Consider the following 22448-nt stretch of genomic DNA (forward strand, 5'->3'; position numbering starts at 1 on the left):
ACAGCAGCAGCTCGACCACATTGCGGTGCGAAATCGCCACCCCCTTCGGCACACCCGTAGTGCCCGAGGTGTAAATCACGTAAGCAACGTCGTCCGGCGAGGGCGCCGCCAGCGCGGTGGACGGACAGGTCTGGATCCGGGAATCGGCAACATCGATGACGGCTACGTCACGGCCGTCGAGGCGCTCGACCAAGTCGGCGGTGGTGATCGCCGCGACCGGCGCGGCATCGCCGAACGTGAAGGCGATCCGCGCGTCCGGCACCATCGGGTCGATCGGCAGATACGCCGCGCCCGCCTTCAAAACCGCCAAAATCGCCACGATCGCCTCGGCCGACCGCGAAAACAGCAGCGCCACACACTGTCCGGGCCCCGCACCCACACCAATCAGATAGTGCGCCATCCGATTCGACGCCTCATCGAGTTCTCGGTAGGTAATCGAGCGGCCCTCACAGCTGACCGCCACCTCCTCAGCAGCCCGATTTGCCTGCGCGGCGAACAACTCCGGAATCGACACCCCGGCCGACACCGGCTCACCCAACAACGCCCGATTACTCCACCCATCCAGCCGAGCGCACTCGGCCGCGTCGAGCACCTCCACCAACGACACCCGACGGGTGGGATCAGCCACCATCGCTGCCAGCACCCGCCCCAACCGCTCAACCAGCGACTCGACGCTGGCCGCGTCGAACACGTCGGTGCGGAACTCCACCGTCCCGCCGATGCCGGCCGGTTCACCGGCGTCGGTCCAGCGTTCGGACATGGTGAATGTGAGGTCCATCCGGGCGGTGCGGGTGTCCACCGGCAGTGGCGTGACCCCCAGATCGCCCAGTGTCAGCCCGGGCGCGGGACCGGTGTCCTGCCCGGCGAAGTTCTGCCAGGCCAACATCACCTGCACCAGCGGATGGTGGCTCAGGCTGCGGGTCGGGTTGAGCCGCTCCACCAACACCTCGAACGGCACATCCTGGTGTTCGTAGGCGGCCAGGCTGCGCTGCTGCACCTGCGCCAGCAGGTCAGCCACACTGGGATCGCCGGCCAGATCCACCCGCAACACCAACGTGTTCACGAAGATCCCGACCAACCCATCGAGGGCGGGATCGCGCCGTCCGGCGACCGGGAACCCGATCGCCACGTCCCGGCTCGCGCCGAGCTTGGACAACACCACCGCCAACGCGGCCTGGATCACCATGAAACTGCTCGCCTTGTACTCGCGAGCCAGCTCGGCCACCTGCTGCTGCAACCCCGCCGCCCAGTTCACTTCCACGCTGGCACCGCGATAGTCGGCCACTGGCGGATAGGGCCTATCCGTCGGCAACTGCAGGCGCTCGGGCAACCCGGCCAGGGTCCGCTCCCAATACCCCACCTGGGTGGCGATCAGACTGTCCGGATCGCTCAGGTCCCCGAGCTGCTCGCGCTGCCACAACGTGTAATCGACGTACTGCACCGGCAATTCGGCCCACCCCGGCGCCTGCCCGCCAGACCGCGCCCCATACGCCGCACCGATATCTGCGGCCAACACACCCAGCGACCACCCGTCGGCGGCGATATGGTGCACCACCGCCACCAACACATGCTCATCGACACCGAGGCGGAAAAGCCTGGCCCGCAACGGGATTTCGGCCGCCAGGTCAAACCGGTGACCCGCCACCTCCGCGATCGCCTGATCCAACTGCGCCGCCGACCAGCCCGTCGCATCAACGACCCGCCAGCCGAAGTCGACACCCTCGACCCGCAACACCACCTGCTGCGGCACCCCATCGACCGCGTCAAACACCGTCCGCAAGCTTTCATGGCGGCTCACCACATCACCCAGCGCCGCCCCCAACGCCGCGACATCAAGGCCCCCCTCGAGCCGCAGCGCCACCGCCATGTTGTAGACCGGCGATGGGCCCTCGAGTTGATCGATGAACCACAGCCGGTTCTGGGCGAACGACAACGGCACCACCGACGGCCGGGGTTGCGCCGTCAACGCCGCCGCCGCATGTTCGCCGGCATGCGCGGTGATCCATTCGGCCAGACCCGCCACGGTGGGCGCGTCGAACAGCGCCCGGATCGGGACGTCGACACCGCGTTCGGCGCGCACCCGCGCAACCAGCCGCGCCGCCGACAGCGAATGCCCACCCAGGTCGAAAAACGACTCGTCGATCCCGACCCGCGCTACCCCGAGAATCTCGCCGAACAGGCCGGCGAGCACCAGCTCGCGCCCGTCGCGCGGCGCCCGATAGGCCACTGCGCTGACGAACTCGGGGGCCGGCAACGCCCGCTTGTCGAGTTTTCCGTTCACCGTCAACGGCAGCGCATCCACCACCGTGATCGCCGCCGGGACCATGAACTCCGGCAGCCGGCCGGCCAGGTAGCCACGCAGCTCGCCGGCCCGTTCGATGGCCGCGGGATCGTTGACATACCCGGCCAGCGATCCCACCGGTGCGGCGGGCAGATAGACATCCGAGAGAACCGCGCCGGTGGCACGCGTGAAGATCACATCCACCAGCCCGGAGGTCGACGACCACGTCACCGCGGTCGAATAACCCAGTTCCCCGCCCAGCAGGTGACACTGGTGCGGCGACGCCACGTCCGGGGCGGCCGGCCGGGCGCGCAGCTCCCCGATCGTCGCGCGCTCGTCGACGCGGGCCACCGCCGCGGCCAGCGCCACATCCGGCCAGATCCCGCCGTGCGGCACCCCGGTCACCCGCAATTCCGGCAACCGCTCGGATTGCAGGTGGTCCCGTAGCGTGGCCAGGCCGCCGAACCGCCGCCAGGGCAGCGACGGCAGATCCGCCGCCGAGCGCACCGCGACCGGCCCCTTGTGCAGCACCACTTCGTAGCGGTAGCCGCTCAGCTCGTTGACCGTCCGCATCTGCTTGAGCTGCACGTCCACCGCGGCGATCTCCGGCTGATGCTGCGGCAATCCCACGAAGAACTCGGGCGCCAGCAACAGTTCCTGGTCGGCCAGCATCTCCCGGCGCACGCGCTCGGCGACCGCCGCCGCGGTGTCCTCGTCACCGGCATCGGAGCACACCACCCCGGTGGTGAACGCGCGCAACAACGAGAAGTTGCGGACGTCGCCGACGAACACCGCCCCGCCCGGCGCCAGCAAGCCCATCGCCACCGCGAGCACATCCAGCAGATAGCCGGCGCTCGGGAAGTACTGCACCACCGAGTTGAGCACCACCACGTCGAAATGCCCGTGCGGCAACCCCTCGGCCCCGTCGGCCGGCTGCACCCGCAACCGCACCCGGTCGGCCCACGGCTGCGCGGCCACCGCCTCCTGCAGGCGCTCGATGGTCGGGGCGGAGAAATCCGTGCCCCAGTACTCGTCGCAGTCCGGGGCGAGCTTGGCCAGCAACAGCCCGGAGCCCACGCCAATCTCCAGCACCCGCTTGGGATTCAGCCCGCGGATCCGCTCCACCGCGGTCGCCCGCCATTCGTGCATCTGTTCCAGCGGTATCGGTGCCCCGGTGTAGCTGCTGTTCCAGCCGCCGAAATCCTCTCCGAGTGCGCTCGGCGCGCCCGAGGTGTACAGGCCCTCGTAGACCCCCTGCCACTGGGCGACGAGCTGCGTTTCCCGCTCGGGTTCGCGGACCAGCATCATCTCTTGATCCGGCACCACATAGCCCACCAGCTGCTTGCCGCCGGGACGGTCCGCATAGGCGATCACCGCCGCCTGCGCGACCCGCGGATGAGACGCCAGCGCCGCCTCGATCTCGCCGAGCTCGATGCGATACCCGCGGATCTTGACCTGTTCGTCGGCGCGCCCGACATACCGCAGCTGCCCGTCTTCGCCCCAGCACACCAGGTCCCCGGTGCGGTACATCCGCATCCCCGGCCCGCCGAACGGGCACGCCACGAACCGCGCCGACGTGAGCCCGCCCTGTCCGACGTACCCGCACGCCAGCCCGGCCCCGGCCACATACAGCTCGCCGACCACCCCGACCGGCGCCCGGCGCAGCCACCCGTCCAGCACCAGCAGCGCCGCACCGGGCACCGGCGCGCCGATCGGCGCGCCCGACCCCGCGGTCAGCGGCGCGCTGACCGCCGCATACACCGTGGCCTCCGTCGGACCGTAGGCGTTGACCATCAGCCGCCCGGGCGCCCACCGATCCACCACCTCGGGCGGACATGCCTCGCCCGCCACGATCAGCGCCGTCGACTCCAACCCTTCGGGCGACAACGCGGCCACCGCGGACGGGGTTTGGCACAGGACGCTGACCCGTTCGGCGACCAGCAGCGCGCGGAAGTCGTCCGGTGAACGGACCACATCTTCGGGCACCACCACGAGACGCCCGCCGTGCAACAAGGCCCCCCAGACTTCCCACACGGAAACGTCGAAGGACAGCGAATGCCACTGCGACCAAACGCCCGGGCGGGGCAGGCCGGCGTCCAGCGTCGCCACCAGCTGGGCCACGCTGCGGTGCGTGACCGCGACGCCTTTGGGCACGCCGGTCGTTCCCGAGGTGTAGATCAGGTGGGCGACGTCATCGGGATCCGGCCCGGGCAGCGCCGTGCCGGAGCGGCCCGCGACGTCCGGGTCGTCGATGTCGATGACCGACATCCCGTTGCGATCGAGCCGCGCGCGCAGCCCGGCGGTGGTGACCGCGGCGATCGGCGCGGCATCGGCGAGCATGAACTCGATGCGACTCGCCGGCAACGCCGGGTCGATCGGCAGGTACGCAGCCCCGGACTTGAGCACCGCCGTGATCCCGACGATCGCCTCGGCACACCGCGAAAACAGCAGTGCCACATACTCACCCGGACGCGCGCCCCGATCGCGCAGCGCGTGGGCCAACCGGTTCGCGGCCTCGTCGAGCTCGCGGTAGGTCCACGAACGTTCGCCGCCGGTCAGCGCCACCGCCTCGGGGGTGCGCGCCACCTGCGCGGCGAACAACTCCGGGATCGACGCCGGCACGTTCGTCGGCCCGGTCAGCGCGTCCCGGTGTCCCCACCCGTCCAGCTGGGTACGCTCGGCGGCGTCCAGGACCTCGAGCGACGACAACGACCTGCCCGGGTCGGCGATCATTCCCGCCAGCACTCGCTCGAGCCGCCGCGCCAGCTCGGCGACGTCGCAGTCCGCGAACAGTTGCCCGGCACCGGCGGTGCTAAGGAAAAGCTGGTCGCCGTCCCTGGTGAAAAGCAGGCCGAACTGGTCCACCAGACCGGAATTGGTCAGCGTCGCCGACGCCGGAGACCCGGCGAATTCCGACATGTAAGTCGGCGGAATGAAATTGACGATCACCCGATCGGGCGCCCGCCCGGCGTCGCGGGATCCGGCCGCGCTCTCGAGAACGTGCACGGGAAACCGCTGATGATGCACCGCTTCTCGCATTCGGGCGTCGACGTGCGCGCAAAACTCGGCGAGTGTGGCTTGCGGCGATGCGCTGAACACCAACGGGACGACTCCGGAAACCATCCCGGGCACCAGCCGCGCCTCGGGAGTCACCCGCCTGCTCACCGGGAAGTCGAGCACGATGTCGGAGGTCTCGCCGTCGTGGCCGCGCACCAGCAGCGCGCACGCCGCGGTGATCACCGACGAGCGACGCAGCCCCAAGTCACGCGCCAACTCCCGAATTCCCGATACCACGACGGGGTCCACTTCGACCGGCGCGGAACACCCATCCGAGTCGTGTCGTCCGGCCGCGTCGTCGGTCAACCGATAGCGCGGTTCGCGCTCCGGGGGCAGGTTCGCGGCCCAGTACGCCTCATCGTCGAGATAGTCGGCGGACGTTTCGTAGGCCAGCTCGGAGTGGATCAGGTCGTGCAGCGACCCAAAAAAAGCGGCCGGGATGGGCTCGCCGGCCGCAATGGCGTTGTAGACAGCCGCAATTCGGTGACAGAAGAGGCCGAGGCCCAGCCCGTCCGCCACGATGTGGTGGCAGCAGATGAAGAAATAGAACTCGTCGGTCCGCGTCTGCATCACCGCGAATTTGACGAGCGGGCCGCTGAATGGCATCAGCGTGCCCTGGATCGACGACGCCAGGCGATACGCGTCCCGCCCGGAATCCTGCGAGCCGACGAGGTCGTACCGGGCGACCTCGACGTCCGGATGATCGATCACCCGTTGGAAAACCTGGTGATCCGCCTGGACAAACGACGCCCGGAACGGTTCGGCCTCGTCGACCACTTGATGGATCGACGATTCCAGCAAATCGATGTCTAGCGGTCCCGCGACGTGTACCAGCACGCCCAGCTGCCACTTGGCGCCGAACCTGCCCGTTTCCTCCGCCAGCCATATATCGAGCTGTCCCCGCGTGAGCGGAAGTGCCCGGTTATCAAATCCCCCCGAAGTCCCCGACTCCGGTTGTTTCACTTCTCAGCAAACCAACCCACTGCCAGTCGGTTGCGCTAAGGCCTCGCGAAGATATCGGCCCGCTCCGCCATGAGTCGCTCGTCTGCCGGTCTCAGCACCAGCGAGGCTCGGCCAAAGGCCCTGTCGCTCCTCGCAGTTCGTCACGGCCAGAAACCTGCGATTCGTGTCATTGAACGGATTGATAGTCATCAATTCCCCGATCTCCCAGCCTTCTAGTAGACACAAGTAGAACAAGTTCTAATACCATACATGAGTTGAATTACCACTGACGCCGGGGGTGCGCAAGGGTCTCTGAACGCCGGTGACCGGCTGCGCGCGGACGCGATCAGTCCGGCAGCGCCGGCGAGCAAAACCCTGGATGGGCCATGTTTTCCAGTAGATCGGCTGCGGCACAGGCGCTTTCGGCGGAGGTGGTCATGCGTCCGGCGAACTCGCTGGCCCGTTTGACGAATTCGGGGGCGAGAATCTCGCGCAGGTCCGTTACCAGTGACTTTTCAGTGGTGCGCGAAAAGCGCCGGGCGGTGCCGACTTTCAGCCGCTTGACCCGCGCCCCCCAGATCGTCTGGTCGATGTCCGTCGAAAGGATCAACGAGGGGACGCCGGCGCGCAGGCCCGCGGCGGTGGTGCCGGTGCCGCCGTGGTGGACGACCGCGCGGCAGGCCGGAAACAGTGCCGCGTAATTCATCGACTCCACGACCTTGACGTGCTCCGGCTCGCCCTCTGGAAGAGCGCATCCGCGGAAGTCGGTCCCGGCGGCGCACACCAGGGCCCGCTCGCCCAGCTGCGCGCACGCCGCGCTGATCATGGCGATGGCCTCGGGCGGAGACTTCACCGGCGTGCTGCCGAAGCCGAAGAAAATCGGCGGCGTTCCCGCGGCGATCCACGACGCGACGTCCTCATCGGCGTCCGCCGGCAGGTCCAGCGTCAGCGCACCGACGAAGGCCCGCCGACCGTTCCACTTCGCCCATTCGGCGGCCAGGTCGGGAAAGCACACCTCGTCGTAGGCCTGGATGTCCAGCCATCCGCGTTCGGCGATCCGCCGGGGCAGCGGCCGGGTGGCTTTCGGCTGGCCCAGCGCGCTGCGCTGGGCGTCCTCGAGATTTCTCGCCGCGCGCCAGGCCACCGACTCGTACACCGTCATCACCGACCTGCCCACCGGCGCAGGCAGGAAGGACAGGAACTGACCGCTGGCGCGCACCGGGAACAGGTGCACCGTGGCCAGCGGGATGCCGTGGTATTCCGCGACATTGGCCGCGGGCTGCTCGAAGTTCAGGCCGCTGACCAGCACGTCGACCCCCTCCGCCAGCGACTTCAGGGTGTCGCAGATCTGGTCCCAGCGCTTGATCACGGGATCGGCGATCTCGTGCCGCAGCCGGATCAGGTGCCGGATCTTCCAGAACTTGCGGAAGAAGTCCGTCCAGAAGGTGCGGTGCGCGTCCAGGATCGGCTGCACCTGCGGTCCCAGCGGGACCGCCGCGAGCCCGACTGACTCGGCGAAGCCGACCAGGTCGGGTGGGACGGCCATGCGCACGTCGTGCCCGCGGCGCAGCAGCTCACGACCGATCGCGACGGAGGGCTCGACATCCCCGCGGCTGCCATAGGTCGCCAGCGCGAACTTCATGCCCAGGTGCCTTTGCGCCGGTGGGCCAGTGCGGCCAGTTCGAGGATGAGCTTGCGCGGGACGAAACGTTGAGCCTTGGTGACGCGCCGATAGTTGTCGAGCGCGGCACCCAAGTTCTGCGCGCCGGCCCGGTAGTCGCAGAAGACGCGGTCCAACTCGTCCTGGCTCCAGGTGTCGTCGCGCGCGGCCCGCTGCAGGTTGTCGTAGGTCGTGGTCAGCCAGTCGGTGCCGAACGGTTCCGGGCAGGCCGATCCGTCGGCCTGCTGGTGGCATTCGTCGACGGCGAGGAACTCGTTGATCGCCTCCTCGTCGGGCTCGAGGTGTACGCCGAGGGCGGCGGACATCCTCGCGACCTCGCCGCGCCAATCCTGCAGGAGGCGGGAATATTCCACGAACACCCGCGGCAGCCCGCGCGTGTAGCGCTCGGCGAGCAGGCTGTTCTTCAGCCACACCGCGGCGGCGAGGTCGGGTTTGACGATCGGCATCATCGCGGTGACGGACTTGATGACCTCGTCGGGGTGGCGCACCGCGATGACGGCGCCGGTGTCGTAACCGGCGGCGCGGGCGGCGTCGAACCACATGCCCGCGATGCAGGTCATCTGCAGGTCCTTGATCACGTAGAGATCCGAACGCGGCAGTTCGCTGAGGTAGGCCTTGATCTCGGCGATGTCGCGGCCGTCGGCGGGTTCGTCGTGCAGGCGCAGCGTGGGGTCGACGGCGGCGCTGTCGTGGCGGCGCAGGATTTTCTCGTTGAGAAAGCTCGCCTGCCGTGGCTCCCAGAAGCCGCGGGGGTTGGCTTTCGCGGCCCCGATCATGCCGGGCGGCAGGGCGGCCCCCGCCAGCGACAGGACTCGCGTCATCGCGGAGGTGCCGGATCGAGCCATCCCCAACACGAACACCACGGTCGTCATCGGCACCTACCCTCGGCGAATCACTCGGCGTCGAATCGGGGCCGCGCACCGCATCCCCGTTCGACGGGTTGATAGTACGGCCGGGCACCGGGCTTCCCGATAGTGGTCATCGGCAGTGCGCCAAATGCCCTGCGAGACAACGGAAACAATGTGTGGACCGCGTACGGGTTCGGTCATTGATGCGCGACTGGGGGCGGCCCGATATACGTGCCGGTGAGCGAGAAGTCATGCAGCGCGTTCGAAAGGTCTTGCCGCAGGGTTTCGTTCGTGTTCGCGTAGCCCGGTTGATACACGGTGACCGAGACGAAGACCTGTCCCTGCGCCGTTCCCGACAACACGTACAGGGCCCCGCCCAGGCGGTGCATCAACGGTTTGGTCACGCCGCGGTACGAAAGCCGCGCGGCGAACAGGTCGGCCTGCGTGCCGTCCGGCCGGGTGACGGCCGGGTCGACCTGTCCGATGTTCGAGGAGACGACGGTGTTGTCGACGAGCCTGACGAGCCGCTTGGGCAACAGACCCAGCAGGGGAACGAAGGCCATCACCGCCCGCTCGTCGTCGCGCAGTTCGTGGTGGTCGGTCAGCGCCTGTTTGACCGCGGCCCGGATGCCGCGCAGGTCCCTCGTCACGGGTGCCGGGTCGATCGTGATGGTGGGATGGCTGACCGCGTTGGCGCGGGTGTCATCCGCGGCGCGCTCGTTGGCCGGCATCTTCATCAGCACCGACCCGTCCGCGGTGACTCGCCCCATCCCCCGGGCCAGGTGGGCGGCCAGCCCCGCGAGCAGCGCGTTGCCGGTCCCGCCCAGTGTGCGCGCACGGGCCTCCCACTCCGCGGCGGCCACGAAGGCCGTCACCGTCGGGGGCGTCAGGGGTTCGTCGGCGCCGGCGGGCAGCCGCAACGGCGTGGTGGACGGCGCGGCGGCGGCGCCCTGGCGCAGGGTGTGCCGGGCCAGCCGTACTGCGGCGGCGGCGCCGCGGCCGAGCGCGGGAATGTCGCGCACGGTTTGACGGGCGTCCTCGCGCAGGGCCTGCCACCGCCGGCGGGATCGTGCGGGCGGCCAGCTGATGGTGGCGTCGCGACCGTCCGCCGCGTCCGCCATCACCTCGAGCAACCCGACTCCGTCAGCCAGGCAATGTGAGACGGCCAGGCTCACCGCCGCCCCGCCGTCGGTGAAGGGCAGGACCGCGAGGTGCCAGCCGGGGCCGTGCTCGGCATCGATGAAGGTGGCCGCCCGCTCCGTCAGCCACGCGTCGAGGTCGGCGCGCGGGCGGGCCGCCGCGATCTCCATCTCGGAGGGGTCGCCGGCCGATACCCAGCGGTGCCTGCCGAAGCGCAGCGGTGACGGCTCGATGCGGCGGGGCAGCCATCCCTGCTGCAGATGGTGATGGAACTTCCGCAGGCCGTCGACGTCGACCGGGCGGTTGTACACCCAGAAGGGGTGCGGGATCGACGCGACTCCGGTCGCTCGCTCGGCGTCGAACGTGAGCTGGTCGAGCGGGTCGAGCACGTTGTCCATCGTCGTACCGTACTTGCGGCCGCAAGCCTTCGAAGCGGTTCGCCCCCAACATCTGACAGCGACGGCGAAGCGGGGGACCCGGTCAACGGGAAGGTACTGTTTCCCGCCATGTGGGGCTCGGTGCTGGCGCTGGCGCTTGTGACAGCGCTGAACCCCGCCCGTCTCGCCGTCACGCTGCTCGTGATCTCCAGGCCGCGGCCCGTGCAGAATCTCCTCGTCTACGGTCTCGGCTGCCTGCTGGGATGCGTTCCGGCCGTGGTGATTCCGCTGACGTTGCTGCACATCACGCCGACGTTCAAGTCCTTCGCGGACGGCTTGGCGGCGAGCGGAACCGTGCGACACCTTCGGATCGGCATGGGTGTGCTCGCGCTTCTGGTCGCGGTGGCGCTCACGGTGCGCGCGCTGACTCACCGGCGTCAACGTGCACAGCTGTCGGCGCGCGACACCTCGACCCTGGTGTTGGACTCCAGAACGCCGCCGGTGATCGCCCGCGTGGTGGAACGCGCCAGGCGGGCGGCGGCGGAGGGCGGGACCGGATTCCGGCGGCTGCTCGGCCACGTCCACGATGCGTGGGAGAACGGGTCCGTGTGGCTGGCGTTCGTGATCGGCCTGGCGCTCGGCGGGGTGGAGCCCGACGTGGGCCTGTTGCTGCTCTCCATCATCGTGGCCTCGGGCGCCCCGATCGGCGCACAGGTCGCCGCCGCGATCGCGTTCGTCGTAGGTGTGCTCGCGATCGCCGAGATCACCCTGATCGGCTATCTGGCCATGCCGGCGGACACCGAGAAGGTTCTGCAGCGGCTGCACGACTGGGCACTGACTCACCGCCGCAGGATCCTGGTGGCCATGTTGGCACTCGGCGGGATCTCGTTGGTGGCCAGCGGGATCGGCGTCGTATGAGCGGCGGGCCACGACCGATGTCCAGACCGCCGTCGCGGCGGGCTCTGGGCTATAGTCACGTGTCGCACTACACCGCACTGTTGTGCGTTAGCGGTCAACTACGCCGCGCCATCGGTATAGCGCAGTTCACGGCAGGTCAAAGGGAGATCCCATGCCATTAGACGCGCAATGAAATGTGTGCTGGCGAGCTATGGAACGCGGGGCGATGTGGAGCCCTGCGTCGCGGTCGGCCGTGAGTTGGTGCGCCGCGGCCACGACGTGCGCATGGCGGTCCCGCCCGACCTCATCGCCTTCGCCGAGTCGGTCGGCCTGACGGCGGTCGCCTACGGACCGGATACGCGGGAGTGGTGGAGCGCGCACCGCGACTTCTGGACGCGCTTGTTCCGCGACTTCTGGAAGGTCAGGGACCTGATCAGGCTGTGGCGCGAGATCGGGCAGTCCGTCGTGCGGTACTGGGCGGACATCACCACGACGCTGCATTCGCTCGCCGACGGGGCCGACCTGGTGGTCACCTTCCTGAATTTCGAGCAGCCCGCCGCCAATGTCGCGGAGTACTACGACATTCCGCTGGCCACCTTGCATGTCTCGCCGGTGCGGGCCAACGGCCACTTCCTGCCGTTGCTGCCGCCGTGGTTGGGCCGTCGGGCGCTGCGGGCGTACGAGTGGACGAACTGGCGGGGCGTCAAGAGGTTCGACGACGTGCAGCGCCGCGAACTGGGCCTGCCGAAGGCGACGCGCTCGGTGTCCCGGCGGATCACCGAGAGCGGAGCGCTGGAAATCCAGGCCTACGAGGAGGTTTGCTTCCCCGGACTGGCGACGGAATGGGCGGAGTTCGACGGCCAGCGTCCCTTTGTCGGAGCGCTGACGATGGAGTTGCCGACGGAGACCGACGAGGAGGTCGCGTCGTGGATCGCCGCGGGAACGCCGCCGATTTTCTTCGGCTTCGGCAGCACGCCGGTCGACTCTCCGACCGACACCCTCGCCATGATCGGGGCGGTCTGCGCGCAGCTGGGTGAGCGCGCGCTGGTGTGCGCGGGGTGGAGCGACTTCAGCGGGGTCACCGAAGACGCCCACATCAAGGTGGTGGACACGATGAACTACACGGCCGTCTTCCCCACCTGCCGCGCGCTGGTGCACCACGGCGGCATGGGCACCACCGCCGCGGGCCTGCGGGCCGGAGTCCCCATGCTGATCCTGTGGACGGCGCCCGATCAGGCGATCTGGGCATCCCTGGTCAAGCGACTGAAAGTTGGTTTGGGTCACCATTTTTCGCGTGCGCGCCCGCAATCACTGGTGGCCGACCTGCGCCAGATCCTGCAGCCCGAATACGTCGCCCGGGCCCGCGAGGTGGCCACCAGGACCACCAAACCCGCCGACAGCGTGGCCAACGCCGCCGATCTCCTGGAGAATTTCGCCCGCGCAAAAAGTGCTGGCTGACCTTGTCGCCGACAGGGTAGTGTCTCCGGGCTGTGTGGGGTTCCGTCCTGGGCATGGCCCTGCTGTGGGCGCTCAACCCCGCGCTTCTCGGCATCGTCCTGCTCTTGATCTCGCGGCCGCGACCGGTGCAGAACCTGGTCTTCTGCTGGGTCGGTTGCCTGATCACGAACGTCCCCGCCCTGCTGGTGCCGCTGGTGATGCTGCACGTCATGCCGGCATTCCGGGCGACCGCGGATGAGCTGGCCACCGCGGGACCGAATTCCACCGCGCGGCACATTCAACTCGGCATCGGTGTGGCCGCGCTGTCGATCTCCGCGCTGATCGCCGCGCGCTCCCTGGCGCGCCAGCGCGTGCCCGCACCCGCCGGCACCCCGACCGCAATCTCGCTGCCGCGCGGCGGTGAAAACGATGCGGCGGACGGCAAATCCGCGATCCGGCGCCTGATCGGCCGCGTCAACAACGCGTGGGAGAACGGGTCGTTGTGGGTCGCGCTGGTGATCGGCCTGAACCTGTTGCCGGGTCCGCTGCTGATCCTGCTCGTGGACACCACCATCGTGGCCTCCGGAGCACCGATCGGCACGCAGGTCGTCGTCGCCGTCGCATTCGTCATCGCGATGCTCGCGGTTTTCGAGATCACCCTCGTCAGCTATCTGGTCACGCCGGACCGAACCGAGGCGATGCTGCGCCCGTTGCACGAATGGGCGCTGGCCCACCGCGCCCAGGTGCTGGCGGCCATCTTCGCCGTGGTGGGGCTGTCGCTGGTGGCCAGGGGCGCGGGCGTGATCTGAGAGCCCTCAGCAGGCCCGCAAGACGAAGCCCTTCTGGTCGCCGCCGCCGCGCCGATTGAGCCGGTCCGCGCGTTTGGCCCAGCCCCAGATTTGCCGGGGACCGAACAGCCGGAGGATTTTGGGGTCGTACACCGCGACGTCGCGCCGATACGCCTCGCTGCCCAAGAACTGGCTCAACGTCGAGTCGTCGAATGCCTCCTCCACCCGCAGCCCGGCCCGCTCGGCCGCCAGCGCCATGGCCTGCCGTGACGGTATGACGAAGTGGCGGGGCGCATCGATCTGCACCCAGTCGGCGCCGTACGTCGCCCACGCATCGGACGAGGTGGTCGGCACGCGAGCCAGGCAGATCCCTCCCGCGGCGAGCCGCTGGCGCGCGGCCTTGAGCATCTCGACCGGATCGGGCACGTGCTCGAGCGAATGGTTGAACATGATCAGGTCGAATTCGCCGGGCACTTCGCTCAAATGCTGCTTGCGCAGCGGCACTCCGCGGGGTGTGCGGCCGTCGGCAGCGATGAACGGATCCGCGCCGGACAGGTTGTCGAATCCCAACGCGGCCAACCGGTCCAGCAGCGCGCCGACGCCGCAGCCGACGTCCAGAATGCGCGCGTCGCGTGCGAGCGGAAGCCTGGCGAGCATCCCGACGACGTCTCCGCCGAGGAGGAAACGCAGCACGCGGTCGGGCAGGTTTCTCGTCATGAGTGCGCCGACCGGCCACCCGCCGGCGTGCAACTTATAGCGGTCTTGCTGTGTGATCAGCCATTCGAGAATCCCGGGCGCGTTGTAGGAGTAGTAATCCGGGGGGTAATGGCGCATGAGTTCGTCGCCGTCGAGCGTGTCCACGATCTGCAGCGTCTCGCACGACGCGCACAGATAGTATTCGAAACACTCCCGGGTCCCGAACATCATCTCGCGCACCGCAAGGGTGCGATGCGGGCCCGTCGAGCCGCACATCCGGCACTCTCTGATGATCTCGTTCACTCGGTCCTCGATCAGTCGGCACACCGTTCACTACACAGACGTGCAATAGCCTGCCATGCCCGCCGGGGGTGGCCGATGTCGACCCCGCGCGCGTGGTCGGGCGGCCCGCCCGCCCAACCTCGCCACTCGGTGACCGCATCGCGGGCGGCGCCCGATCAGGCTGCGGCGCTTGACGATAACGCCGGCCCGGCGATCACACCGCCGGCCGCGACCGGGCGAACTTTTCCAGGAGATCGGCGGCCAGCGCGACGCTGTCACCGGGTCTGGTCATCCGGCTGGAGATTTCACGGGCCCGCGCTGCGCACTGCGGGTCGAGGACCCGGCGCAGGTCCGCGACCAGCGACTCCTGTGTGGTGCGCGAAAAGCGGCGCGCTGAGCCAACTTTGAGTCTCTTGACCTGATTTCCCCAGAGCGTCTGATCACCGAACGTCGGAAGGATCAACGTCGGGACCCCGGCGCGCAGGCCCGCCGCCGTGGTGCCGGTGCCGCCGTGGTGCACGACCGCGCGGCAGGCCGGGAACGCGGCCGCGTAGTTCATCACGCCAACCGTCTTGACGTGCTCGAAATGCGGGATGTCGCGCAAGTCGGTCTCCGCGGCGCAAATCAGCGCCCGCTCGCCCAGCTGCGCGCACGCCGCGCCGATCATGGCCACCGTCTCGGCGGGAGACGCGACCGGGGTGCTGCCGAAGCCGAAGAAGATCGGCGGTGTTCCCGCGGCAATCCACGACGCGACTTCCCCGTCGGCGTCCGTCGGCAACTCGATCGTCAGCGCGCCGACGAAGGGACGCTGACCGTCGAACTTCGCCCACTCGGCCGCCAGGCCGGGGAAGCACACGCCGTCGTAGGCCTGGATTTCCAGTGCTCCGCTCTCGGCGATGCGTCGCGACCACGGGCCCGGCCCCGTCGCCTTCGGTAGCCCGACGTCACGGCGCTGCGCGTCGTCGCGCTTTTTCGCCATGGGCCAGCTCAGCCACTCGGACAGCGTCATCGCCGAACGGCCCACCGGCGCAGGCAGGCCCGGCAGCAGCTGGCCGCTGGCCCGGATCGGGAAGGTGTGCAGCATGGCCAGCGGGATGCCGTAGTGCTCCGCGACGTTGGCCGCGAACTGCTCCCCGATCGCGCCGCTGAGCAATAGGTCGGCCCCGTCCCCCAGCGACATCAGCGTCGCGCCGAGCTCCTCCCAAAGCTGGTTGAACAGCTGAAAATCCTCGCGCACCAACCGGATCAGATCCGGCACCTTCCAGAAGTTGCGGAACAGGCGCCGCAACAGCTCGCGGTGGACGTCCTGCCACTCCCGCGCATCCGGTCCGTAGGCGACCGCCGTGAGCCCGGCCGACTCGACGAAGCCGACCAGGTCGGGCGCGACGGCCAGGCGGACGTCGTGCCCGCGGCGCGACAATTCGCGGCCGACGGCGACGCCCGGCTCGGTGTCGCCGCGGGTTCCATAGATCGCCAGCACAAATTTCATCGCCGGGCTGTCCGCCTTTCGACGTCGGGTAGCGGCGGCCGCGCCGATGCGCCGGGCCCCCGTGGTTCAGCATCACCAAGGACGGTCCGACCGGCCGGCCCAGATCGGCCGCCCCAATTTTGAAGGCGGCCAACCGGATCAGCGCCCGCGGACCCGGCCGGGAGTGCGCCGCCGCACCGCGACGGAATCGGATGGACGCAACGACTTCGCGCGACGCTGCGTCGGCTCCGGCCCATCGCCACAGATTAGGCGACGGCCCAGGGCACTTCGCCGGCAACCGCGCACTGGCGCGGCGGCTCCCGAAATACGCACGCCGCCGGCCCGTGTGCGGCATAGCGCATCGGTTAGTCTCTTGCGATGACCTGGTACGACCTCGCCGGGAACCCCCGGCCGCGCGGCCGGCAAGGCTGATCGGTGTCCGTCCGGAATCGCGCCCGCGCATCCAAGATCGATGCGCTGCCGGACAATCGGCTCGCGTCGGTGGACGAGGCTCTGTTCTCGGGGCACCGCGCCGCCGGTCTGAACCTGGTCATCCAAACCGTGTGGGTCTATCGGCACGCCGTCGATTTCGCCGAGCTGAGGCGCCTGCACCGCAAGCTGGGGCGCGGGCTGTTGGGACGGCGCATCGAGCGTTCGCCGCTGCCGTTCGCCCGGCTCGGCTGGGTCATGGATCGCGGATTGCCGGACATCGACATCGACATCGCCGAGTCCGCCCGCCCGCCCGCCGAGCTCAGCGACTGGGCCGACGACCGCTCGCAGCTGCACGTCGACGCGGAGTTGGGCCCCGGCTGGCATTGCGGTGTCCTGCCCCTGACCGATGGCTCGACCGCGGTCAGCCTGGTGCTGTCGCACTATCTGGTCGACGGCGTGGGGCTCGCCGGCGTGCTCGCCGACGCCATCGGGGGCTCTACTCGCGAGCCCGACTACCCGCCTCCGCGGTCACGCACCCGGCGGCGCGCGGTGCTCGAGGATGCCCGCCGCACCGCGGGCGACCTGCCCGAGGTCGCCCGGGCCGTTGCCGCGGCGGGCAGGCTGGCCCGTCGTGCGCGCGGCGAGCTGGCCTCCTCTCCGGCATCGCGGCCGGTCACTCTGCGCGCCGACGGCGGCGATGACCCCGTCGTCGTGCCGGCCGCCTGGATCGAGGTCGACGCGCACGAGTGGGACGCCCGCGCGAAAGACCTCGGCGGGACGGGCACCACGCTGGTCGCGGGCTTTGCCGCGAAATTCGCCGAGCTCGGCGGGCGCCGGCGGGCCGACGACGGCGTCGTCACTCTGCACCTGCCGATGAACGACCGCGCCGAGGGCGACACGCGCGCGAACGCGATGTCGATCGCGATCGTCCGCGTCGATCCGACGCGGGTGACGGCGGACCTGGGCGAGCTCCGCGCCGCCATCAAGCAGGCGCTCACCACCCTGCGCGAGACCCCGGACGAGGCGTTGCAGGTGCGCTCGCTGATCCCGTTCACGCCGAAGCGGGCGTTGAAACGGATGGTCGACGCGGGGTTCACCGACCCCGACGTCCCCATGCTGTGTTCGAATCTCGGCGACTTCGACCCGATCGTGTGCCGGCTGGACGGCACGGACAGCGAGCTCGTCATGACACGGGCGACCGGACAAGGCGTGACGCGGGAGTGGCTCGAGCAAACGGGCGGCCAGATGACGCTGCAGTCGTGGCGCACCGGCGGTTCCACGATCTATATCACCGTCAACGCCTTCCGGCCGGGCGCCGAGAACACCAAGCCCGCTGTGCGCGACTTGGCCGCGCGCACCCTCGCCGAATTCGAGCTGACCGGCAGGATCGACTGACGAACCGTCCCGTGGGTTGCCCGCCGCGGACTCTGCCGGATTGACCCCCGACAAACACCGAGGTCAGCGGTTACGCTTACACGATGGCCGCGAAGAAGAAGTGCGGTGCTTCCCCCGGCGGGCGTGATGGCGTAACGCACCGCCCGGACTGCGTCGCGGCCGTGCAGACACGGTCCGGCGACCGCAATCAGCACTACGCCGACAGCGCCGCGCGCCGGGCCCGGATTCTCACCATCACCGCTTGGCTTGCCGTGATGGTCAGCGTGAGTTTCGTGCTGGTCCAGATCGTCGGCGGAACATGGTTGTGGCAGGTCAGCACCATCAACCTGGTCGGCGCCATGGTCTTCGCGATGGTTCCGTGGTTGCAGCGGTTCGGGGAATTGCTTGCGCCGCTTACTTTTCTGGTCGCGGCGTATGTCTCGGTCTTCGCCGCCTGCCTGGACGTGGGCACCGGCGCGGGGGCTCAGTTCTTTTTCCTGACCGGCGCGTGCATCGTCGTGGTGTTGCTGGGTATCGAACACATCGTGGTGGCGTCCGTGCTGGCGGCGCTCGCCGCCGGCCTGATCATCGCGGTCGAGTTCCTGGTGCCCCGCAACACGGGGCTGCAGCCGGAATGGGCCCAGTCAACCGGATTTGTCGTCACCGCGATTTCCAGCGTCGTGATGGTGGTCGTGACGCTGTGGTTCGCGCTGCGGGACACCGCCCGCGCCGAGGCGGTAATGGAGTCCGAGTACCAGCGCTCAGAGGCGTTGCTGGCAAACATGTTGCCGGGCAGCATCGCCGAGCGTCTCAAGAGCGCCGACCGAAACGTCATCGCCGACAAGTACGACGAGGCCTCTGTCCTGTTCGCCGACATCGCCGGCTTCACCGAACGCGCCAGCAGCACAGCGCCGGCGGAGCTGGTGCGATTCCTGGACCGACTGTACAGCGCCTTCGACGAGTTGGTGGACAAACACGAACTGGAGAAGATCAAGGTCAGCGGCGACTCGTACATGGTGGTCAGCGGGGTCCCGCGGGCACGGCCGGATCATGCGTTCGCTCTGGCCGACTTGGCGCTCGACATGGCGAATATCGCTGCGGCACTGCATGATCCGCACGGCCAGCCGGTCCTGCTGCGGATGGGCATGGCCTGCGGACCCGTTGTCGCGGGCGTGGTGGGGTCGCGCCGGTTCTTCTACGACGTGTGGGGCGACGCCGTCAACGTCGCGTCGCGCATGGAGTCCACCGATTCGGTGGGACGGATTCAGGTGCCGGACGCGATGTACGAACGCCTCAAGCACGCATTCGTTCTGCAGGAGCGCGGCCGCATCGAAGTCAAGGGCAAGGGCGTTATGCGCACGTGGTATCTCATCGGCCGCAGGGCGTCCGGCGAGCCCGCCGACCTGCATGCCGTGCGTCCGGGTACGGTGCACGTCTGACCAAAGTCCCTGTACCACGGTCCACGTTTGTGCCAGACTGCGGCCATGACTATTTCCCATGGCCCCCCTGGAACCCATCCCGTTCCGAGCCTGCTGCCGCATCTGTGGAAATCCGCTCTGCTGTCGGGAATTCTGTCCCTGGTTCTCGGCGTCGTGGTATTGGCGTGGCCGGGAATTTCGATTCTGGTCGCTGCGGTCGCGTTCGGCGTTTATCTGTTGATCACCGGCATCGCGCAGGTCGTCTTCGCGTTCTCCCTTCACGTCTCGGCGGGAAGCCGCATCCTGCTGTTCATCAGCGGCGCGGCGTCGTTGATCCTGGCGTTGCTGGCCTTCCGGCATTTCGGTCAGGGATACGCAATCCTGCTGCTGGCCATCTGGATTGGCATCGGGTTCATCTTCCGCGGTGTCGCGACAACGATTTCGGCGGTCAGCGATCCGCAACTGCCGGGACGGGGCTGGAACATCTTCGTCGGCGTGATCAGCCTGCTCGCCGGCATCGTCGTGCTGGCGTCACCGTTCGAGTCCATCGTGACCCTGGCCATCGTGGTCGGCGCATGGTTCGTGGTCATCGGGGTGTTCGAGATCATCTCGTCGTTCGGAATCCATAAGGCGTCCAAGACCCTCGCCGGCGAAACAGGTCACCACTAGCGGCGGCACCGACCCGTCTACTACACTCTGTCGTAGCTGTTGGTCCGGCCCCCGCAGTCTCGGGAGATGACAGATGAATGTCGTCGATATTTCGCGGTGGCAGTTCGGTATCACCACCGTCTACCACTTCATCTTCGTGCCGCTCACCATCGGTTTGGCGCCGCTGCTCGCCATCATGCAGACGGTGTGGGTCGCCACCGGTAACACCGCCTGGTACCGGCTGACCAAGTTCTTCGGCAAGCTGTTCCTGATCAACTTCGCCATCGGCGTGGCGACCGGGATCGTCCAAGAATTTCAGTTCGGCATGAACTGGTCGGAGTACTCGAAGTTCGTCGGTGACATCTTCGGTGCGCCGCTGGCCATGGAGGGATTGTTCGCCTTCTTCTTCGAGTCCACGTTCATCGGGTTGTGGATCTTCGGCTGGAGCCGACTGCCGAAACTGATACACCTGGCCTGCATCTGGATTGTCGCGTTCGGCGTCAACGCATCGGCGTTCTTCATCATCGCGGCGAACTCGTTCATGCAGCACCCGGTCGGCGCGCACTACAGTCCGGCGACGCGGCGCGCCGAACTCGACGACATCTTCGCTTTGCTGTCCAACAACACTGCGCAAGCGGCATTTTCACACACCGTGACCGGCGCGCTACTGGTTGCGGGCACCTTCGTCGCCGCGGTCAGCGTCTGGTGGATGGTGCGCTCGCGCACGCCGGGGCCGGCCGCACCCGGGGCGCAAGGCACGGAACAAACCGGGGCGCGAACGGATGCGCAAACCGACGCCCGCACCATGTTTCGCCCGGCGGCCCTCCTGGGCTGCGCGGTGGTGCTGCTCGCCACCGTCGGCCTGTTCTTCACCGGCGACCGCCAGGGCAAGCTCATGTTCGTGCAGCAGCCGATGAAGATGGCCTCGGCGGAAGGGTTGTGCCAGACCCAGACCGATCCGGACTTCTCGGTGTTGACCATCGGCACCCACAACAACTGCGGCAGCGTCACCGAAGTGATCAAGGTGCATTACGTGCTGCCGTTCCTGGCCGAGGGCAAGCTCAGCGGCGTGACGCTGCACGGGGTGGACGACTTGCAGCAGCAGTACCAGCAGCGCTTCGGCCCCGACGACTATCGGCCGAATCTCTTCGTCACCTATTGGTCGTTCCGCGCCATGATCGGTTTCCTGGTGGTCCCCGTGTTATTCGCCCTGACCGTGCTGTGGGTGACCCGCGGCGGGCGAACACCCAACAGCCGCTGGGTGTCCTGGTTCGCCCTGCTCACCATTCCCACGCCGTTTCTCGCCAACATCTCGGGGTGGGTATTCACCGAGATGGGCCGTCAGCCCTGGGTGGTGGCGCCCAATCCCACTGGGGACCAATTGATTCGGATGACGGTCCGCGAAGGGGTGTCCCATCAGGTGCCCGGCATGGTCATCACCTCGCTGGTGACCTTCACCCTGGTCTACGCGGTGCTCGCGGTCCTCTGGTTCTTCCTGCTCAAGCGCTACGTGGTCGAAGGGCCGCTGGAACACGACGCCGAGCCCGCTCCCCCACAGCAACCCAGCGATGACGAGGTGGCACCTTTGTCGTTCGCCTACTGACGAGGGCTTACCCGGCGCCGAGAGGAGTTGAGACGTGGGACTGCAGGAGTTGTGGTTCGGCATCATCGGAATGCTGTTCCTCGGATTCTTCATCCTCGAGGGCTTCGACTTCGGCGTGGGCATGCTGATGGAACCGTTCGCGCAGGTCGGCGTCGGCGAGCCCGAACCGCTGCGCCGCACGGCGCTCAACACCATCGGACCGGTGTGGGATGGCAACGAGGTCTGGCTGATCGTCGGCGGCGCGGCCATGTTCGCCGCCTTTCCCGGCTGGTACGCCACCGTGTTCTCCACGCTGTACCTGCCGCTGCTGGTGATCCTGTTCGGCATGATCGTGCGCGCGGTGGCGATCGAGTGGCGCGGCAAGATCGACGACACCAAGTGGCGCGGCTGGGCCGATGCCGGCATCGCGGCCGGCTCGTGGCTGCCGGCCATCTTGTGGGGCGTGGCGTTCGCGATTCTGGTGCGGGGGCTGCCGGTGGAGTCCGACGGCCGCATTCACCTATCCATCGGCGATGTGCTCAACCCCTACACGCTGCTGGGCGGCCTGGCCACCGCCGGGTTGTTCTTGTTCTACGGGGCGACGTTCGTCGCGTTGAAGACCTCCGGCGCGATCCGCGACGACGCGTACCGATTCGGCGTGTGGTTGTCGCTTCCCGTCACCGGACTGGTTGCCGCCTTTGGGCTTTGGACGCAGCTGGCCCATGGCAAGGACTGGACCTGGCTGGTGCTGGGCGCCGCGGTGCTGGCGCAGCTGGCGGCGGTGCTGCTGGTGTGGCGGCGCGCCTCCGACGGCTGGGCGTTCACCTGTGTCGCGGTGGTGGTCGCGGCCGTGGTGATCCTGCTCTTCGGCTCGCTGTATCCGAACCTCGTGCCCTCGACGCTGAACAAGCAGTGGAGCCTGACCATCTACAACGCCTCCTCCACCCACTACACCCTCAAAGTCATGACGTGGGTGACCGCCTTCATGGCCCCGCTGACGGTGGTCTATCAGGCCTGGACGTATTGGGTTTTCCGGCAACGGATCTCGGCTGACCGGATACCCGCGCCAATCGGCTTGGCAAGGCGCGTGTCCTGAGCGA

14 protein-coding genes are annotated in these 22448 nt (G+C 68.3%); 8 read left to right on the forward strand and 6 right to left on the reverse strand.

Features of this window, described 5'->3' with window-relative positions; translation table 11 throughout:
• From OQ789_RS22600 to OQ789_RS22615, 4 genes are all read right to left on the reverse strand, one after another.
• Window positions 1-6301: non-ribosomal peptide synthetase (locus OQ789_RS22600; protein WP_324688406.1), on the reverse strand; the 6301-nt coding region annotated here is incomplete at its 3' end.
• Window positions 6302-6626: 325 nt separating this feature from the next.
• Window positions 6627-7922 carry a glycosyltransferase gene (locus OQ789_RS22605; protein WP_324688407.1) on the reverse strand — a complete coding sequence of 432 codons (1296 nt, stop codon included), beginning with the start codon at window positions 7920-7922 and terminating at the stop codon, window positions 6627-6629.
• The gene (locus OQ789_RS22610; protein ID WP_324688408.1) at window positions 7919-8833 is read right to left on the reverse strand and encodes a sulfotransferase family protein; all 915 of its coding nucleotides are present in this window, start codon (window positions 8831-8833) and stop codon (window positions 7919-7921) included. The genes OQ789_RS22605 and OQ789_RS22610 overlap by 4 nt, the downstream gene beginning before the upstream one ends.
• A gap of 173 nt (window positions 8834-9006) precedes the next feature.
• Entirely contained in the window at window positions 9007-10347 is a 1341-nt protein-coding gene (locus OQ789_RS22615; protein ID WP_324688409.1) for a hypothetical protein, read from the reverse strand.
• Window positions 10348-10455: 108 nt separating this feature from the next.
• On the opposite strand from OQ789_RS22615, the gene OQ789_RS22620 reads away from it, so the two are divergent.
• The 3 genes from OQ789_RS22620 (at window position 10456) to OQ789_RS22630 (ending at window position 13469) form a co-directional block, all read left to right on the forward strand.
• A complete protein-coding gene (locus OQ789_RS22620) occupies window positions 10456-11244 on the forward strand; it encodes a GAP family protein (protein ID WP_324688410.1) in 789 nt (262 codons plus the stop codon).
• Window positions 11245-11412: 168 nt separating this feature from the next.
• The gene (locus OQ789_RS22625; protein WP_324688411.1) at window positions 11413-12681 is read left to right on the forward strand and encodes a glycosyltransferase; all 1269 of its coding nucleotides are present in this window, start codon (window positions 11413-11415) and stop codon (window positions 12679-12681) included.
• Window positions 12682-12713: 32 nt separating this feature from the next.
• Window positions 12714-13469 (forward strand): GAP family protein, encoded by a 756-nt coding sequence (locus OQ789_RS22630; RefSeq protein WP_324688412.1) that lies wholly within the window; start codon window positions 12714-12716, stop codon window positions 13467-13469.
• Between the two features lie 6 nt (window positions 13470-13475).
• On the opposite strand, the gene OQ789_RS22635 is transcribed toward OQ789_RS22630, so the two are convergent.
• A complete protein-coding gene (locus OQ789_RS22635; protein ID WP_324688470.1) occupies window positions 13476-14375 on the reverse strand; it encodes a class I SAM-dependent methyltransferase in 900 nt (299 codons plus the stop codon).
• 265 nt (window positions 14376-14640) lie between these two features.
• On the reverse strand, window positions 14641-15915 hold the full coding sequence (locus OQ789_RS22640) for a glycosyltransferase (RefSeq protein ID WP_324688413.1): 1275 nt from the start codon (window positions 15913-15915) through the stop codon (window positions 14641-14643).
• Between the two features lie 414 nt (window positions 15916-16329).
• Here OQ789_RS22640 and OQ789_RS22645 point away from each other — a divergent pair, with 414 nt between their 5' ends.
• From OQ789_RS22645 to cydB, 5 genes are all read left to right on the forward strand, one after another.
• Window positions 16330-17721, forward strand: a complete 1392-nt coding sequence (locus tag OQ789_RS22645; RefSeq protein ID WP_324688414.1) for a hypothetical protein — start codon at window positions 16330-16332, stop codon at window positions 17719-17721.
• A gap of 83 nt (window positions 17722-17804) precedes the next feature.
• Window positions 17805-19139 carry an adenylate/guanylate cyclase domain-containing protein gene (locus OQ789_RS22650; RefSeq protein ID WP_324688415.1) on the forward strand — a complete coding sequence of 445 codons (1335 nt, stop codon included), beginning with the start codon at window positions 17805-17807 and terminating at the stop codon, window positions 19137-19139.
• Between the two features lie 27 nt (window positions 19140-19166).
• The gene (locus OQ789_RS22655; RefSeq protein WP_420716183.1) at window positions 19167-19787 is read left to right on the forward strand and encodes an HdeD family acid-resistance protein; all 621 of its coding nucleotides are present in this window, start codon (window positions 19167-19169) and stop codon (window positions 19785-19787) included.
• Between the two features lie 73 nt (window positions 19788-19860).
• Window positions 19861-21369 (forward strand): cytochrome ubiquinol oxidase subunit I, encoded by a 1509-nt coding sequence (locus OQ789_RS22660; RefSeq protein WP_324688417.1) that lies wholly within the window; start codon window positions 19861-19863, stop codon window positions 21367-21369.
• A 34-nt stretch (window positions 21370-21403) separates the two neighbouring features.
• Entirely contained in the window at window positions 21404-22444 is a 1041-nt protein-coding gene (gene cydB, locus OQ789_RS22665) for a cytochrome d ubiquinol oxidase subunit II (protein WP_324688418.1), read from the forward strand.
• Window positions 22445-22448: the final 4 nt, after the last annotated feature.

This window comes from Mycobacterium sp. 94-17, from assembly GCF_035617725.1.
Lineage (GTDB): Bacteria > Actinomycetota > Actinomycetes > Mycobacteriales > Mycobacteriaceae > Mycobacterium.